At 58.1% G+C, this 16,575-nt stretch carries 13 protein-coding genes; 8 read left to right on the top strand and 5 right to left on the bottom strand.

The window, feature by feature from the left end; genetic code table 11:
- The first annotated feature begins 257 nt into the window (after positions 1–257).
- From QN399_RS06325 to QN399_RS06290, 8 genes are all read left to right on the top strand, one after another.
- The gene (locus QN399_RS06325) at positions 258–938 is read left to right on the top strand and encodes a hypothetical protein (protein WP_330200712.1); all 681 of its coding nucleotides are present in this window, start codon (positions 258–260) and stop codon (positions 936–938) included.
- 70 nt (positions 939–1,008) lie between these two features.
- Positions 1,009–1,626, top strand: coding sequence for a transcriptional repressor LexA (gene lexA, locus QN399_RS06320; protein ID WP_322179357.1), 618 nt, complete (start codon positions 1,009–1,011; stop codon positions 1,624–1,626).
- A complete protein-coding gene (gene imuA / locus QN399_RS06315) occupies positions 1,626–2,243 on the top strand; it encodes a translesion DNA synthesis-associated protein ImuA (RefSeq protein WP_322216127.1) in 618 nt (205 codons plus the stop codon). Before lexA ends, imuA begins: the two co-directional genes overlap by 1 nt.
- A 7-nt stretch (positions 2,244–2,250) precedes the next feature.
- Positions 2,251–3,666, top strand: coding sequence for a DNA polymerase Y family protein (locus QN399_RS06310; RefSeq protein ID WP_330200711.1), 1,416 nt, complete (start codon positions 2,251–2,253; stop codon positions 3,664–3,666).
- On the top strand, positions 3,663–6,773 hold the full coding sequence (locus QN399_RS06305; RefSeq protein ID WP_323565817.1) for an error-prone DNA polymerase: 3,111 nt from the start codon (positions 3,663–3,665) through the stop codon (positions 6,771–6,773). The genes QN399_RS06310 and QN399_RS06305 overlap by 4 nt, the downstream gene beginning before the upstream one ends.
- Before the next feature lie 199 nt (positions 6,774–6,972).
- Entirely contained in the window at positions 6,973–9,273 is a 2,301-nt protein-coding gene (locus QN399_RS06300) for an Orn/Lys/Arg decarboxylase N-terminal domain-containing protein (protein WP_322179353.1), read from the top strand.
- A 61-nt stretch (positions 9,274–9,334) separates the two neighbouring features.
- Complete coding sequence (gene potE / locus QN399_RS06295; RefSeq protein ID WP_322179352.1) at positions 9,335–10,675, top strand: putrescine-ornithine antiporter; 1,341 nt, start codon at positions 9,335–9,337, stop codon at positions 10,673–10,675.
- 55 nt (positions 10,676–10,730) lie between these two features.
- On the top strand, positions 10,731–11,636 hold the full coding sequence (locus tag QN399_RS06290; protein WP_330200710.1) for an amino acid ABC transporter substrate-binding protein: 906 nt from the start codon (positions 10,731–10,733) through the stop codon (positions 11,634–11,636).
- A gap of 47 nt (positions 11,637–11,683) precedes the next feature.
- Here QN399_RS06290 and QN399_RS06285 read toward each other — a convergent pair whose 3' ends face one another.
- Genes QN399_RS06285 through QN399_RS06265 form a run of 5 tightly spaced genes read right to left on the bottom strand, consistent with a single transcriptional unit; the run spans position 11,684 to position 16,574 of the window.
- Positions 11,684–12,277, bottom strand: a complete 594-nt coding sequence (locus tag QN399_RS06285; protein ID WP_322179350.1) for a PqiC family protein — start codon at positions 12,275–12,277, stop codon at positions 11,684–11,686.
- Complete coding sequence (locus QN399_RS06280) at positions 12,274–13,893, bottom strand: MlaD family protein (RefSeq protein WP_322179349.1); 1,620 nt, start codon at positions 13,891–13,893, stop codon at positions 12,274–12,276. The genes QN399_RS06285 and QN399_RS06280 overlap by 4 nt, the downstream gene beginning before the upstream one ends.
- Positions 13,886–14,512, bottom strand: coding sequence for a paraquat-inducible protein A (locus QN399_RS06275; protein WP_322179348.1), 627 nt, complete (start codon positions 14,510–14,512; stop codon positions 13,886–13,888). The genes QN399_RS06280 and QN399_RS06275 overlap by 8 nt, the downstream gene beginning before the upstream one ends.
- Positions 14,509–15,123: a paraquat-inducible protein A gene (locus QN399_RS06270; protein ID WP_322179347.1), complete on the bottom strand. Its 615-nt coding sequence runs from the start codon at positions 15,121–15,123 to the stop codon at positions 14,509–14,511. The genes QN399_RS06275 and QN399_RS06270 overlap by 4 nt, the downstream gene beginning before the upstream one ends.
- Positions 15,120–16,574 (bottom strand): efflux transporter outer membrane subunit, encoded by a 1,455-nt coding sequence (locus tag QN399_RS06265; protein ID WP_322179346.1) that lies wholly within the window; start codon positions 16,572–16,574, stop codon positions 15,120–15,122. The genes QN399_RS06270 and QN399_RS06265 overlap by 4 nt, the downstream gene beginning before the upstream one ends.
- Position 16,575: the final 1 nt, after the last annotated feature.

Below are 16,575 nucleotides of genomic sequence, written 5' to 3'. Positions count from 1 at the left end.
CCGCAGCGTTGCGCACTGCCGCTCCAGGCGTGCGTCGGGTGTACGCCTTGCGGTATTTGCCATCGCGCTGTGTGCAATTTTCTGTTTATGGTGAAAGTAATGTCTGATTTTCTTGTCAGACAAATCCTCTTACACACTCGTGATCGATTAAATGAATAAATCAAGGTCAACTGCGCAGCCTTCACACTGAAACCGAATCAGATTGGCACCGTCATGCCGACACGAAACCTACGGCCATCAGGCTCTGATTGAGAATAATGAATAACTACAACCGTATCGCTGCCTTCAAATACGTCCGGCCCTTCGTACTTTTTTTATTGCCCGCGTTATTGATCATTTCTGCTGTTTTCTGGGTTTCCATGGGTGCGCAAGCGCAAGCGCAAGCAGAAGACAGAATGCAAACCCTGGTATTCCTTCGTCACGCTGAAAAGCCTGCCATGGGTCTCGGGCAACTCAATTGCCAAGGGTTGAACCGGGCCATTGCCCTGTCCACGTTGTTGCCCCGGGAGTTCGGCAACGCCAACTTCATCTTCGCTGCAGACCCCAGCCGTCATGTCGAGGAAGGTGATAACGATGAGTCCTACGGTTACCTGCGTCCGCTGCTGACTGTCGGTCCTACTGCAATCAAGTTGGGGCTGCCGATCAATATCGACTTTGGCGCTAATGATATTCATGAGCTGGCAGATGAGTTGTTGCGCGACAAGTACCACGGCGCAACGGTCTACACCGTCTGGTCCAATGGCTATCTGCCAGAACTGATCAATCAGGTCGCCGAGGAGGCAACCGGGCAAAAGCAGACCATTGCGGATGACTGGGACAAGGAAGACTTCGATTCTATCTACGTGCTGACCGTGCTCTGGCATGACGGCAGGGCCACCCTCCATTACAAAAAATCCAGGCAGGGCCTGGATGGCGGCTCGTCAACGTGCCCGTCTTGAGCTAATACCGCATCGGCGATAGCCAGGCCCGACAAGAGGCGCTGGTCAGAAAAGCCTGAAAGGAGTACAAATGTACTCCATGAGCCTATTAAGCCCCCGACGTGCTGCCATCCTGACCTTCATCCGCGACCGTATCGCGCAGCAAGGCCAACCGCCGAGCCTGGCTGAAATCGCCGAGGCCTTTGGTTTTGCTTCGCGCAGTGTGGCGCGCAAACACATTTTGGCCTTGACCGAGGCCGGGCTGATTGAGGTCACGCCTAATCAGGCTCGCGGTATTCGTCTGATGGACGCCGTACGAAAACCCGAACTGCTAGAAATTCCCGTGCTGGGGCGTGTCGCCGCCGGTGCGCCGATTGGTCCTGATGTCGGTACGCATGACACTTTGCTGCTGGATCGCGCAACGTTCTCCCGGGTGCCGGATTACCTGCTGCGTGTGCAGGGCGATTCAATGATCGAAGACGGTATTCTCGACGGCGATCTGGTCGGCGTGCACCGCAGTGCCGAGGCCCAGGACGGGCAAATCGTCGTCGCGCGTCTCGACGGCGAGGTCACCATCAAGCGTCTGGAAACCCGGCCGGGCGAATTCCGTCTGCTGCCGCGAAATCCGGCTTATGCGCCGATCATCGTTCATCCTGATCAGGACTTTGCCATCGAAGGTGTCTTCTGTGGTTTGGTCAGGCGCGGATGATGGGCGCGGTCGTCAGCCTGGACGCGCTGCTTGATGAGCGCCGGGTCTGGAAAGGCCGACCAGCGGCGCAGCCCGTCAGCGCGCACCCTACCGGGCACGCGGCGCTGGATGCAGCATTGCCTACGGGCGGTTGGCCAGCGGCGGCATTGAGTGAAATTCTGGTGGCTGCCGACGGCAGTGGCGAGTTGCAGTTGCTCTGGCCGGCCTTGGTCCGACTGGCTGACAGCGGCGAACGCATCGTGTTGGTCGCGCCGCCTTATGTTCCCTACCCGCAAGCCTGGCAGGCCGCAGGCATCGATCTGCGTTGGCTGGTGATGGTCGATGCGAGCGCTCGGGATGCCTTGTGGGCGACCGAGCAATGTTTGCGCTCTGGCAATTGTGGCGCGGTATTGTGCTGGCCGAAGCACGTGGATGACCGGGCGTTGCGTCGCCTGCAAGTCGCTGCCGAAACCGGCCAGACCCTAGCTTTCGCCTGCCGCCCCGCGCAAGCGGCGATCAATCCTTCGCCAGCTGCGCTGCGTATCGCCATTGATGTGCGTCCCCGGCAGTTACGCGTGCTCAAATGCCGGGGTGGTCTGGTACCGCCGGCACCGATCCCGTTTCCCTTCGGGTCTTGAGGTTCGTATGCTCTGGGCCTGTGTAGTGCTGCCGCAATTGGCGCTTGATGGCGTCATGCGTCGTCGTCCTGATCCCGATGAACCCTTGGCGTTGCTGACGGGCACCGCACACCGCCGTGTAGTGCAGACGGTCAACCCGGCTGCACGCGCCCTCGGTCTGCGTCCCGGTCAATCGCTCACGGCAGCACAAGCCCTGGTACGCCAGTTTGCAACGGTCGAATACGATCCGGCCGAGGTCGAACGCTGGCATCGTTTATTGGCGGCCTGGGCTTATCGATTCAGCTCCCAGGTCAGCTTGAAATACCCCCGGGTACTGATGATGGAAGTCGGATCCAGCCTCAGCCTGTTCGGGCCTTGGCCCGTATTTGAAGCCCGCCTGCGCGAAGAATTGACCGCCTTGGGATTTAGTCATCGGATCGTGGTCGCGCCTAATCCTGCGGCGGCGCGAGTGTTGGTGAACGTGCACGACGGTCTCGCGGTGACGTGCCGCGAAACTTTACGCGAGGCACTGCAACAGATGCCCATTGATCGTGTGGGGCTGAGCCGCGAGGTGGCCACTGCTTTTTCGCGCATGGGCCTGCATACCCTGCACTCCGTGTTGGCGTTGCCGCGCAACACCTTGGCCCGGCGGTTCCCTGCACAAGTGTTGCAGCATCTGGACTCTCTGCTCGGCGAGCGTGCCTTGGCGCTGGATTGTTATCTGCCGCCTGATTATTTCGATCTGCGCATTGAGCTGAATTTCGACGTCGAATCTCATCAGGCATTGCTGTTCCCACTCAAGCGCTTGATCTCGGACCTGGCAGCATTTCTGGCCGGGCGCGACAGTGGTGTCCAGCGCTTTACTATTCATCTGGAACACATGGAAGGCAAGGACACGCTGCTGCCGGTCGGACTGCTCAGCGCCGAGCGCGATGCTGCCATGTTGTTTGAGTTGGCGCGTGGACGGCTGGAGCAGATTCAGGTTCCTTCTCCAGTGCGAGCGGTGCGCTTGTTAGCCCGCGATCTGCCCCGGTTCGTCCCGACCCACCGCGAATTGTTCGAGGAGCGTCCGCACCAGGCGCTGCCTTGGGAGCAACTGCGTGAACGCCTGCGTGCCCGTCTTGGCGATGAGGCGGTCAATGGCGTATACGCCCATGCGGACCACCGTCCCGAATGCGCCTGGCAAACGGGCAATGGACAAACGTCTGGTAGCCCGTTGTCTCTGTCTCCGCGCCCCGGCTGGTTGTTGCGCGAGCCTGTCCCTATGCACGAATCAGGCATGCGCATCCTCGCCGGGCCTGAACGCATTGAATCAGGCTGGTGGGACGGCGGCGACGTGCGACGTGACTATTACTTGATCGAAACCCGCTCAGGTCAGCGGGCCTGGGCTTATCAAACGGTTGGAGAGGGCGACAGTCTACTGCTACAGGGGTGGTTTGCATGACCCCTTGCGCGTCTGCCAACGATGCTGGCTATGCAGAATTGCATTGCCTGTCCAACTTCAGCTTCCAACGCGGGGCATCCAGCGCGCGGGAGCTGTTCGAGCGCGCCAAACGCCAGGGTTATCACGCGCTGGCGATCACTGACGAGTGCACCCTGGCCGGTATCGTACGTGCTTGGCAGGCGTCCCGCGAGGTGGGATTGCCCATGATCGTCGGCAGTGAAATGAGGATTGAAGACGGCCCGAATATCGTACTGCTGGCAGAAAATCTCTGCGGTTATCAGGCGTTGTGTCGACTGATAACTCTGGGCCGACGCCGAGCGAAGAAAGGCGAATACCGCCTGCTGCGTGAGGATTTTTGCGAGCCGCTGGCCGGGTTGCTGGCGCTGTGGCTGCCAGAGCCATCAAGCGAGTCCGTTACCCATCATGAGCAGGGGTTATGGTTACGCGGCCTGTTCCCGGAGCGTCTGTGGCTTGCCGTCGAGCTGCATCGTGGTCCCGATGATAGCCAACGGCTGATAAGTCTTCAGGCATTGGCCCACTCATTGAGCATCCCGACCGTGGCCTGCGGCGATGTGCACATGCATGCCCGTGGCCGTCGCGCGTTGCAAGACACCATGACTGCGATCCGTCATCACACCACGGTGGCGGAGGCAGGGCATCGATTGTTCGCCAACGGTGAGCGCCATCTTCGGCCTGTAGCGACGCTGACTGAGCTTTACCCGCCAGCGCTGTTGGCGGAATCCGTGCACATAGCCCAGCGATGTACTTTCGATCTGGGCCAGTTGCGCTACGAGTACCCTCACGAACTGGTGCCCAAGGGGCAAACCGCTACGTCCTGGTTACGCCACATGACCGAACAGGGCCTGGGCCGACGCTGGCCCAAAGGTGCCCCCGACAAGGCACGAGAGCTGATCGAACGCGAACTGGGGTTGATTGCCGAACTGGGTTACGAAAGCTATTTCCTGACGGTTCATGACATCGTCCAATTTGCCCGTAGCCGCCATATTCTTTGCCAGGGTCGCGGTTCGGCGGCCAACTCGGCGGTGTGTTATGCCTTGGGTATTACTGAGCTCGATCCGGCACGCATGAACATGTTGTTCGAGCGTTTTATTTCCAGGGAGCGCAACGAACCGCCGGATATCGACGTGGATTTCGAGCATGAACGCAGGGAAGAGGTGTTGCAGTACGTGTTTCAGCGTTATGGCCGGGGCAGGGCAGCGATTACTGCGGTGGCCAGCACCTATCACGGTGCAGGCGCGGTACGGGATGTGGCCAAAGTACTGGGTTTGCCAACGGATCAGATCAACGCGTTGGCCGATTGTTTTGGCCGCTGGAGCGATAAACTGCCACCGCAAGAGCGCCTGCGTGAGTGCGGTTTTGAGCCGGACAGCCCGATACTGCATAGGGTCTTGACCTTGACTGGCGAACTGATCGGCTTTCCTCGGCACCTGTCACAGCATCCGGGGGGCTTCGTCATCTCCGAACAGCCGCTGGACACGTTGGTCCCGGTAGAAAACGCCGCCATGGCTGATCGCACCATCATCCAGTGGGACAAGGACGATCTGGACATGGTCGGGCTGCTCAAGGTCGATATCCTTGCGCTGGGCATGCTCAGCGCACTGCGCAGGACTTTCGATCTGGTGCGCCGCTATCGGGGTTACGACCTGACTCTGGCTACGGTGCCCTCCGAGGATAAACAGACCTATGAAATGATCAGCCGCGCCGACACCGTAGGCGTCTTCCAGATCGAATCACGGGCGCAAATGGCGATGCTGCCACGCCTGAAACCCACGAACTTCTATGACCTGGTGATCGAGGTCGCTATCGTCCGTCCCGGCCCCATTCAGGGAGATATGGTGCATCCCTACCTGCGTCGGCGTAACAAAGAAGAACCGGTGACGTATCCCTCCGAAGCACTAAAGGCGGTCTTCGAGCGCACATTGGGCGTGCCGTTGTTTCAGGAGCAAGTGATGCACCTGGCGGTGGTGGCTGCCGATTACACGCCGGGGGAGGCTGATCAGTTGCGCCGTTCGATGGCCGCCTGGAAACGTCACGGCGGCCTGGAACCTCACCAAGTGCGCCTGACCCAAGGCATGCTCAAAAACGGCTACACCGCTGAATTCGCCCAGCAGATTTTTGAGCAGATCAAAGGGTTTGGCAGCTATGGTTTCCCTGAGTCCCACGCTGCCAGCTTCGCCCTGTTGACTTATGCCAGTTGCTGGCTCAAATGCCATGAGCCCGCAGCTTTTGCCTGCGCCCTGATCAATAGCTGGCCGATGGGTTTCTACAGCCCCGACCAACTTTTGCAGGACGCTCGTCGTCATCACATCGAGATTCGTCCGGTGGATGTGCGCTACAGCGAGTGGGACTGCTCGCTAGAACCGTGTGGCATCGATGCTTTTGCGATCCGTTTGGGCTTGCGCATGGTGCGTGGGTTTCGCGAGGAGGACGCGCTGCACATCGAAAAAGCCAGAGCGCTCAGCGCGTTTGTCGATGCCAGCGACCTCAGCCTGCGCGGACAACTGGATGCACGGGCCCGAGGGTTACTTGCCGATTCCGGTGCTTTGCGCGGCCTGCTCGGGCATCGACACCGCGCACGTTGGGAAGTGGCCGGCGTCGAGGCACAACGGCCATTGTTCGCGGATCAGTCCGCAACCGAGGAACCTTACGTGGCATTGCCACTGCCCACCGTAGGCGAAGACCTGTATGCCGATTACGCAACCGTCGGCACGACCCTGGGTCCGCATCCGCTGGCATTGTTGCGTCGTCAGCTCAATGCCCGGCGCTGCCGAAGTTCAAAGGAGCTGGTCGGTATCGAACACGGGCGCAACGTAAGCGTTGCTGGTCTGGTCACCGGCAGACAACGTCCGCAGACAGCCAGCGGCGTGACCTTCGTTACGCTGGAGGACGAACACGGGATGATCAACGTGGTGGTTTGGCGTGATCTGGCCGAGCGCCAACGCCGGGTGCTGGTGGGAGCGCAACTGCTGCAGGTCTATGGACGTCTGGAATCCAAAGACGGAGTGCGTCATTTGATCGCCGGTCGCCTGCAAGACTTGACGCCCTTACTGACCGGACTCGATGTGCGCAGTCGGGACTTCCATTAAATAAAAGAAGAGGGCGCCGATGTCACCCGCGAACGAGTTATTTCAATAACCTGAGTTATCTGACCTAAATCAAAAAAAACCGCGTTTTTATTGTTATTAGTTGAAGTCGGCGACCGGCTGCACTCCTTGCTGCGCGCCCCTTATCAAGGGCGTTAACTAGCGCTTATAACCCGTTTCACGACTTGAAATGGAGTGTGCAATGAGTACGGTTCGAAACCCTCTACCTGCCTATCTCGCCCACCGCTATCCCGTCATGATTGTGGTCAACCCTCAGCTGTCGGACCACAGCGTCGTTGTTCGCAGCGCCTTGGAAGTTTCTGACGCACTAAGGGCGCTGGACCTTGAAATAGAAACAGTAATGTCGCTTGAAGATGCCGAAATCGCGTTTACTGCAGACCCTGCTTATTGTTGCGTGATCTTGGGTTGGGGATTGTGTATCGCGAATATTGAGCAGGCTGAAAAAGTGATTCGCCTGATCCGTCGCCGAACCAGCAAGTTGCCGATCATGCTGGGAATGACCAGTGAGAACAGCAGTCATGTTCCGCTGGCGTTCGTAGAGGAAATCGATGGTTTCATCTGGCAACCTGAAGACAGTCCGGCATTCATTGCCGGCAGGATTGAGGCCGCAGCACGTCGTTACCTCGACACGATCCTGCCGCCATTCTTCGGTGCGATGGTGAACTTCGCCGAGACCCATGAATATTCATGGCACACCCCAGGCCATACCGGCGGCACCGCCTTCATGAAAACTGCCGTGGGCCGTACCTTTCTCGATTTTTACGGTGAGCAAATGCTCCGGTCCGACCTGAGCGTTTCAGTCGGTCAGCTAGGTTCGCTAAACGATCATTCCGGACCTGTAGCGGCGGCAGAAAAAAATGCGGCGCGGGTGTTTGGGGCGGACTACACATTCTTCTCCGTCGGAGGCAGCTCGGCGAGTAACGAAATCATTCTGCATTCAGCAGTGACCGATGGCGATGCCGTGTTAGTTGACCGCAATTGCCATAAATCACTGAATTACGCGCTGAACATGTCTGGCGCTATTCCGTTGTACCTGCTGCCTCGCCGTAATACGCGGGGTTTGATTGGCCCTGTGCCGCTCAGTGAGCTGACGCCAGAAGCCATCGCGGGGAAGATATCCGCCAGCCCGCTGATTACGGATAAACAGATCCGGCCCGTGCTTGCAGTGTTGACCAACTCCACCTATGACGGTCTTTGCTACCACGTACAGACCACCACGCGCGAACTGAGCCAAAGCGTGGATCGCATCCATTACGACGAGGCGTGGTATGCCTATGCCCGCTTCAACTCGCTTTACGAAAATCGTTACGGCATGCACCGGGGTGAGCGGCACGCCGACGATGCCACCGTGACCGTGACCCATTCCACCCACAAGTTGCTGGCGGCCCTGTCACAAGCATCGATGATTCATATTCGTTCAGGAAAAGTGCCGGTCAAGCCGGCACTGTTCAATGAAGCATTCATGATGCACACCTCGACGTCGCCGCAATACAGCATCATCGCCTCCACGGATGTGTCAGCAAAAATGATGGATGACGCTGGCGAATACCTCACCGATGAATCGATCGACGAGGCGATCACCTTTCGCCAGGCCATGGTTCGCTTGACTCAGCAAGTGGTGCAGCGCAACGCGACCGATTGGTGGTTTGGCGTCTGGCAACCGGACGACGTAGACGGCACGCCCTTTGCCGAGGTCGATCGGCAACGCCTGCATCAAAGTGATGCCTGGGTGCTCAAACCCGGTGCTCAATGGCACGGTTTCGGTGATTTGGGCAATGACTACTGCATGCTCGATCCGATCAAAGTCACCCTTTTGACGCCCGGTCTGGATTCGCAAGGTCAGCTACAGGCCTGGGGGATTCCTGCACCGTTGGTGTCTTCCTTCTTGTCCAGCTGCGGCACTGTCGTGGAAAAGACCGAGCCCTATTCCATCCTGGTGCTGTTCAGCATCGGCGTGACCAAAGGCAAATGGGGTTCATTAGTCGCCGCAATGATGGAATTCAAGAAGCACTACGACGCCAACACCGCACTGGAAGAGGTAATGCCCGATCTGGTCGCAGCGTATCCTGACAGTTATGAGGGGTTGGGGCTGCAGGATCTTGCGCAGCGCATGCACGACGAAATCGTTAGAAGTGGCCTGCTGCGCAACATGGACAAGGCCTTCACTTTGTTGCCGGACCCGGTGAGTACGCCACGCGCCACCTACGCCAAACTGGTCAAAGGCAACGTAGAGCAAATTGCCGTGCGCGATTTGCAAGACCGAACCGTGGCCGTACAGGTCGTGCCCTATCCACCCGGCATTCCGTTGATGATGCCGGGTGAAGCCGTCGGCGCCGACAAGAGGGCGATCATCGACTACCTGTTGGCGATGGAGCAGTTCGACGTCTGCTTTCCGGGCTTCGAGCATGACAACCATGGCATCGAGATCGAGCGCGACGCTCATCACGGGCTGACCTACAAGGTTTATGTTGTCAAACAATGATGCTTCATTCTCCCGCGTTCGGAGAATGCTCCGTGCGCAGATCGGGCACGAGGAGTCTGCAATGGCTGAGTCAAACAAAAAAATGAGTCTCATGGGCCTCACCACCCTAGTAGCGGTGAACATGATGGGCTCGGGAATCATCATGCTTCCTTCCAGCATGGCGCGCCTGGGTGCTGTCTCCTTGCTGTCCTGGATCATCACGGCCATTGGGTCCATGGCCATCGCGTATTGTTTTGCTCAGTGCGGCGTCTACTGTCCGCGTTCGGGAGGCATGTCAGCCTATACCGAGGAGGCGCATGGCAAATCGGCGTTCTTCCTCTGTTCATTCCTTTATTTTCTCTCCTTGGCCATCGGTAACGTTGCCATTGGCATCTCGGCGGTAGGTTACCTGACGCCATTTTTCCCCTGGCTCGGTTCTGGCGCTATCCCGCTATTCATCGGTTGTGTGGGTTTGATCTGGTTGACCACTGCGGCCAACTTCGGTGGCGCGAGCATCACGGGACGGTTGGGGGCTATTACGGTTTGGGGCGTGATTATTCCGGTCGCGGGACTGAGCGTTATTGGTTGGTTCTGGTTCGAGCCGAAGGTGTTCTCGGACGCCTGGAATCCGAATGCTATCCCGGTAAAAGACGCAATCACACAGAGTATTCCGCTGACGCTGTGGGCGTTTCTGGGGATGGAGTCTGCCGCGCAAAACTCGGATGCCGTGGATGACCCTAAACGCAACGTGCCTTTGGCCTGCCTTTTTGGCACGCTGGGTGCCGCCGTTGTGTATGTGCTGTCGACCACGGTTATCCAGGGGATCATTCCGAATGCGGAGTTGGCTAGCTCAAGTGCACCCTTCGCCTTTGTCTATGCACATATGTTCAACCCGTTAATCGGCAAGATCATCATGGCGTTGGCGGTGATGGCGTGTATAGGTTCACTGCTGGGGTGGCAGTTCACACTGGCACAAACCGCCAAGGTCACTGCTGATCAGGGCATGTTTCCGAAGCTGTTCTGCAGGGTGACGGCCGCAGACGCGCCGGTGGTTGGCATGATCGCCTGTGGGGTATTGCAGACGTTATTAGCGTTATCGACGATCTCACCCAATGCCAGCGAGCAGTTTGGCAAGCTGGTTAACCTGGCGGCGGTGACCAACTTATTGCCCTACGTGACGGCCCTGTCCGGCCTGCTGGTGATCATGTTCAAGGCTCAAGTCAGCCACAGCATCTATGTCCGAAATATCGCGGTGTTGATGGTTGCGATGGCTTATTCGTTCTACGCCATTTACGCCTCCGGTAAAGACGCGGTATTCGGCGCGTTCATCGTTTTGGCCATCGGCTATCTGGTCTACGGCTTCATTGCCAAGGGCTTCGTCAAAGCGCAACCGGTCAGCTCACCGGGTTCCGGCCAGGCGTGAGCCATTGCAGATGAAACATGGGTCTCGGAATTCGGAATAATGCGGGGAGCAGAATATGAAGCAGCGACTGTTGAATGGCGTCACCATCACCCTCCTGTGTCTGGCAGGAATGACACCCCTACAGAGCAGTGCCGACACGCTGTCGCGGATTCGCGGCAGCTCGGCCATCAACTTGGGGTACCTGCCAAACGCGTCCCCCTTCACGTCCAACGTGGACGGGAAAGCCAGTGGCTATGCGATTGAGTTGTGCAACCTGATTGCCGAGCGTGTCAAAGCCCAGACCCAACTGAGCAGTCTGGCCGTTCACTATGTCGAAGTCGCTGAGGGCAACGGGCTTGACGACGTGCGCCAGGGCAAGATCGATCTGCTGTGTACACCTGGCGTTGAAACCCTGGCAGCACGCAAGTCCGTCAGTTTTTCGGTGCCTGTATTTACTGCAGGCCTGACGGCGGTGGTTCGCAAGGACGCCCCGAATGATTTAATACGCGTACTCAATGGTGAAGTCGCCCATTCGGGTCCCACTTGGCGCGGAACGATCAATCAGGGACTGTCTCATCACACCTACGTGGTCATGGTAGGAGGTGTTACCGAACAGTGGATACATGAGCGGATCAAAACCCTCGGCGTGATTGCCGACGTGATTACAGTGAAGAACTTTGCCGAAGGTATTGATTTGATTGCGCGGAAAAAAGCCAGTGCGTTTTTTGCGGACCGAAGGGTGTTGCTCAGCTACGCGGCGAAAAGTAACGCCGCCAATGAGTTGCAAGTGCTCGATACCCTGTACGACTTCGCGCCAATCGCCATGGCTGTAGATCGGCAAGATGAAGACTTTCGCCTCATGGTAGACAGTGCCTTGAGCAGTGTGTATCGATCAGGGGAGATATTGAATATCTACGCCAAGTACTTTGGAGGGACGAACGAAGTCAATGCCATGCTCTTCAAACTCTATGCACTCCCATGAAACATATCGGGGCAGCCCGCGCTGAGCGCTCGCTGCCCCATGGGGACTCATCGAGATGGCTTACGATTGATGAGCACGTGGGCAATGTCGCGGCTCAGTGTTGCCAGGAGGCGATCATGGGCCGCAAGCAAGGCAGTCAGGTCCTGACCACGGGTGGGTTCGCTGATGATCGTTCGACCCGATTTCAGCACCTGTTCATCGGCGGTACGGATTGTCCACCGGGCATCCAGACTCGCCGCTGTACCCAGGACCGACTCGAAACGCAGAACGTCCACGGCCACGTGATAATCGGCATCGACCGTTGTGTCTGGGGAATAGACCGCCATCCGTGGGTTGCCAGTCAACTGTGTCAGATTGCTCGCGATAACATGGCCGATGATGCTTTGCAGCGAGGCCGCCCAGCGCGTCTGCTCCAGAATCTCAACCTGATTGTCGTTACGCGTCAACACTAACTGCTGCCGCTCTACCAGCTCGGGTACGGTCACCGGGCCAACGTTGACTGAATACGCCGTATTGGATGCCGCCGGGTCGCGCTCGGCAACCGCCCGTAGCGTATAGAAATGCTCTTTTGGTGCGCTGCCACAGCCGCTGAGGGCCGCAGCTATCAAGCTGGCCAGAAGCGCTATCGAGCTCAGTTTCATCGTTGATCCTCCTGCTTGCCCCGAATCAGCGCTTCGGGATGGCGCTCAAGATAATCGGCCAGGCTGCGTAACGACTTTGCCGTGCGCCCTAATTCCCGAATGGCTTCGTGAGTGTCCTGTAACAAGGGTTTATTGGCCGATATAAGTCCTTGGGCTGAACCCACCGCTTGACGCGCTTCGGTCAGGGCCGCCACGATTTGCGGCGTTACCTGCGTATTCAGTCGATTCAACAAACCGCTGGCCGCCTGCAATGTCTGGCGCAGGTCAGTGCCAATCTGTTCGATAGGTAGTTTCTCCAGCCTGCTGGCGATGCTTTTCAGGGAAGCTTGTATTTCTTCCATTCGCCCGGGCACGGTGGGCAGCTCGGGCAGGTCGCTACCCCAGTTGATGGTGGCCTTGTCCACGTCCGGGAAGAAATCCAGAGCGATATAGAGCTGCCCTGTGAGCAGATTTCCGGTGCGCATCTGAGCACGCATACCGTTTGCCACCATCCCCTCCAAGAACTGTTTGCGCGCCTCATCTGAAAGCTTGGCCCTGTTCTTGTCTCGGGAGCGCAACCTCAGGCGTTCCGGATACAGGCTCACTTCGACGGGCATGACAATACTGTGGCTGCTCGGGTCCATCTCCACCCGGATATCCGAGACTTCACCCAGCGTAACGCCTTGAAAGTCGATCGGCGATCCTGGCGTCAGGCCTCTAAGGGACTCGTTGAACAGCATGACCATCTTCAAGACGTCACGTTCAGGATTGTGCATCGCCGTCGTGCGCCCGTTGAACAATTCAAAAAGGCTGTCTGCAGCGGCAGCGGGGCGTTCGACTGAATCCGCAGGCGTCTCGAAGGCAATGCCGCCCAGGAGGATTGAGGCGAGCGATTGCGTGTTCACCTCAATGCCGCTGGCGCCGAGCTTGATATCTATGCCACTGGCATTCCAGAAGCGCGTGTTGTCGGTGACAAACTGGTCGTAGGGGGCATTTACGAAGATTCGCATACTCAATCCCTGACCATCCTTGTCGAGATCAAACGCTACCACCTGACCTACCTGTACCCGACGAAAGAAAATAGGTGACCCTGCGCTCAGTGAACCCAAGTCGTTGCTGCGCAGAACGAACTCACGACCGGGGGTATCGACCTGAATGACCGGCGGCACATCCAATGCATTGAAAGACCGCTGCGCCTGATCGGACTTGCCCACACCGACCCCGATGAACGCGCCAGATAGAACCGTGCTCAGCCCTGAAACGTTGCCGCCGGAAATTCGTGGCGTCACCAGCCAAAATGCAGTGTCCTTAACCAGATAGGGTTTGAAATCCTTGGTCAGTTCGGCAGTGGCGACCACTTGCTTGAGATCACGCGACAAGGTCACCTCAGTGACCTTTCCAATCTCCACATCCTTGTACCTGAGCTTGGTTTTGCCGGCCTCAAGACCCTCAGCGTTCTTGAAGACAATGCTGATGACAGGGCCTTGATTGAGAATCGACGAGACCATCAGCCAGCCCCCGATCAGCGCCGCGATCAAGGGCACGAGCCACACTAACTGCAGCGACCATCGCGATTTTCGGGCTGTTTCGGCTTCAGGCACGGTGGATAGATCGGAGGGCAGGGACGTTTCAGTCATGGTCTTGCTCCAAGGAATCCCAGATCAGGCGTGGATCGAAACTCATTGCCGCAAACAGGGTCAAGACGACCACCGCACCAAAGGCCAGCGCCCCGGGGCCTGGTCTGATAGTCGCCAGTGCATCGAGCTGCACCAGGGCCACCAACAGGGTCACCACATACACATCGAGCATCGACCAGCGGCCCACCAGTTCAACCATTCGGTAGAGTTTTGCGCGTTGCAGGGGCTGCCAGCGGGAATGCAGTTGCACCGACACCAGAAGGAGGATCAATGCGATCAGTTTGGCCATCGGTACGAGGATGCTGGCAATGAACACCACCAACGCCAGGTACCATGAACCGGACCGCCACAAATACACCACGCCACTCATGATGGTGTCGGCCTGGGAGCCGAACAGAGAGCTGGTTTCCATGATAGGCAGCAGGTTGGCGGGTATATAAAGGATCACCGCGGCGATCACAAAGGCCCAGGAGGACGCCAGGCTGTTGGGTTTTCGATCATGCAGCGTACAGCCGCAACGCGAGCAGCGAGCCCCTCCACCGTGGTCCGACTTCAGCAACAGCCCGCAGCCATGGCAGGTCACCAGACCGAAGCGAACTGCGGTCTTCGGGCCCTTCACCGCAGCGACCCCAGCCGTGCCCATAGGTCATGAGTGTCGAATGACGAAGCCGCTGCCGCCATCAGCAGCATCACGCCGCCAAAGCACCACAACGCTACTCCTGGAATCACGGTAGCGAGGTGGGCAAGCTTGACCAGGGACACCAGCACGCCGAGGACAAAAACCTCCACCATGCCCCAGGGCTGGACCATGACCATGCTGCGAAATGCCAGCTGCGCGTGGGGCGGACAACGCCTGAAGTACGCCGGTAGCAGAAGATAGATCATGGTCAGCATCTGGATCAGCGGGGCAATGAAGGTGGTCACCAGCACGAGCCCGGCAACCATGGCCATGTCGTCGCGATACATGACTCGCGCAGACCCCACGAGGGTGGTCTGAATAAACTCGCCATTGATCGTGAGACCGACGATGGGGAACACATTGGCAATCACAAACAAGATCAGCGCGCCCAGGCAAAAGGCCAGGGCACGCTCCGAGCCTTGTGGATGACGGCGGAACAGTGTTGCACCGCAGCGACAACAGCGAGCAACCCCACCATTGGGCAGGCGGGGTTCTCGTTGCAGAAGATCGCACTCATGGCACGCGATCAGGCCACTTTGTGCCTGGCTCATGGCGCGCCCTTGTCTTTATCGGCTAACGGGGTGGGCTCAAGCCTGGTCAGCTTATCCGCCTCATCCACCCAGCCGCCTCCGGTGGCCTTGTACAGATCGATCATTGCGGTGAGTACCGCGCCCTGAGTATTGGCGTAGCTTAATTCGACATCGAACAAGGTGCGCTCGGCATCCAGTACCTCGATATAACTGGTGTAGCCATTGTCGTAGCGCAGATTCGCCAGCCTTGCATAGGTACGCAGCGCGTCTATCTGGCGTGCCTGTGTGGCCAACTGCTCACGAGACTTTTGCGAGGCGATCAAGGCATTTTCAACATCCTTGAACGCCGACTGAATCGCCTGCTGGTAGGTCAGCAGATATTGTTGCTGGATGGCTCTTGCTTGTTGCACCTGCCCGGCGATGCCCCCAGCGGTAAAGATCGGAAGGGAGGCCGCTGCAGCGTAAGACCAGGTTTCAGCTGGCCCGGTAAACAGGTCGGAGAGTTGATTGCTGACTGAACCCACCAGCCCCGTGAGGGAAATCGTCGGAAAGTAGAGGGCTTTGGCTGCACCGATACGCGCATTCGCTGCAATCAGGTTCAATTCGGCCTGGCGCAGGTCCGGCCGCTGTTCCAGTACGGCTGAGGGTAATCCGCTGGGGACCGACGGCAGGGTTAATTGCCCTAACGCACGCCCGCGCACCAGCGGCCCCGGATTACGTCCCAGGAGTACGGCCAGCGCATTTTCCTGTTGAGCAGCCAGCGATTCGAGTCTCGGTACGGTAGACAGAGCACGTTCGTATTCGGATTGACTCTGTGCCAGCTCCATTTCGGAAACGACACTGGCGGTGTAGCGTAGCTTGAATATTTCGTAGGAATCGCTGCGCAGTTTGACAGTTGCCCGGGCAATCTCCAGCTCCCGGTCCAGATCCCGCAAGTTCACGTAGCTTGTGGCCACTGCCGATACCAAGCTCAAGATGACTGCGCGCCGGCCTTCTTCCGTTGCCAGAAGCTCGGCGCGGGCAGCTTCGTCGAGGCGACGTAGACGTCCCCATATATCAAGCTCCCAGCTCACCCCAAGAACGGCCTGATAGTTCTCATAGATGGGGTTGGTACCGGATGTCAGAGGTACCGGTCCACTGTTCAACGGGGCCTTGGCCCGCTGTCCCTGGAGCCCGCTCCCTATCTGAGGAAACCGACGTGAATGCGTTTCGCCGTAGCGCCCCTGATACTCCTCGACCCGTGCGGCGGCGATCTTGACATCCTTGTTTTCGTTAAGCGCCGTGCGAATCAAGTCGTTTAGCACCGAATCCTGAAACTGTTCCCACCACAGTGTGTTGGATACCTGTCTGGCCTCTTGGTCCGCGTACCTGAAAGTCGCGGGTATCTCGACCTTGGGGCGCTCATAGTCGGGGCCCACGGTGCAGCTACCGAGGGCGAGGCCGAGCAGCAGAAATAGCGGGGGTCTGAGCACC

This window comes from Pseudomonas sp. 10C3, assembly GCF_036346185.1.
Lineage (GTDB): Bacteria > Pseudomonadota > Gammaproteobacteria > Pseudomonadales > Pseudomonadaceae > Aquipseudomonas.
Note: the sequence above shows the minus strand (reverse complement) of the source record. Positions and strands in the feature narration are given on the sequence as shown.

Coding starts and splice junctions, on each gene's coding strand:
- potE (WP_322179352.1), top strand. CDS start 9,335: ATGGCTGAGTCAAACAAAAAAATGAGTCTCATGGGCCTCACCACCCTA.
- QN399_RS06280 (WP_322179349.1), bottom strand. CDS start 13,893: ATGACTGAAACGTCCCTGCCCTCCGATCTATCCACCGTGCCTGAAGCC.
- QN399_RS06285 (WP_322179350.1), bottom strand. CDS start 12,277: ATGAAACTGAGCTCGATAGCGCTTCTGGCCAGCTTGATAGCTGCGGCC.
- QN399_RS06290 (WP_330200710.1), top strand. CDS start 10,731: ATGAAGCAGCGACTGTTGAATGGCGTCACCATCACCCTCCTGTGTCTG.
- QN399_RS06270 (WP_322179347.1), bottom strand. CDS start 15,123: ATGAGCCAGGCACAAAGTGGCCTGATCGCGTGCCATGAGTGCGATCTT.
- imuA (WP_322216127.1), top strand. CDS start 1,626: ATGGGCGCGGTCGTCAGCCTGGACGCGCTGCTTGATGAGCGCCGGGTC.
- QN399_RS06310 (WP_330200711.1), top strand. CDS start 2,251: ATGCTCTGGGCCTGTGTAGTGCTGCCGCAATTGGCGCTTGATGGCGTC.
- QN399_RS06305 (WP_323565817.1), top strand. CDS start 3,663: ATGACCCCTTGCGCGTCTGCCAACGATGCTGGCTATGCAGAATTGCAT.
- QN399_RS06325 (WP_330200712.1), top strand. CDS start 258: ATGAATAACTACAACCGTATCGCTGCCTTCAAATACGTCCGGCCCTTC.
- lexA (WP_322179357.1), top strand. CDS start 1,009: ATGTACTCCATGAGCCTATTAAGCCCCCGACGTGCTGCCATCCTGACC.
- QN399_RS06300 (WP_322179353.1), top strand. CDS start 6,973: ATGAGTACGGTTCGAAACCCTCTACCTGCCTATCTCGCCCACCGCTAT.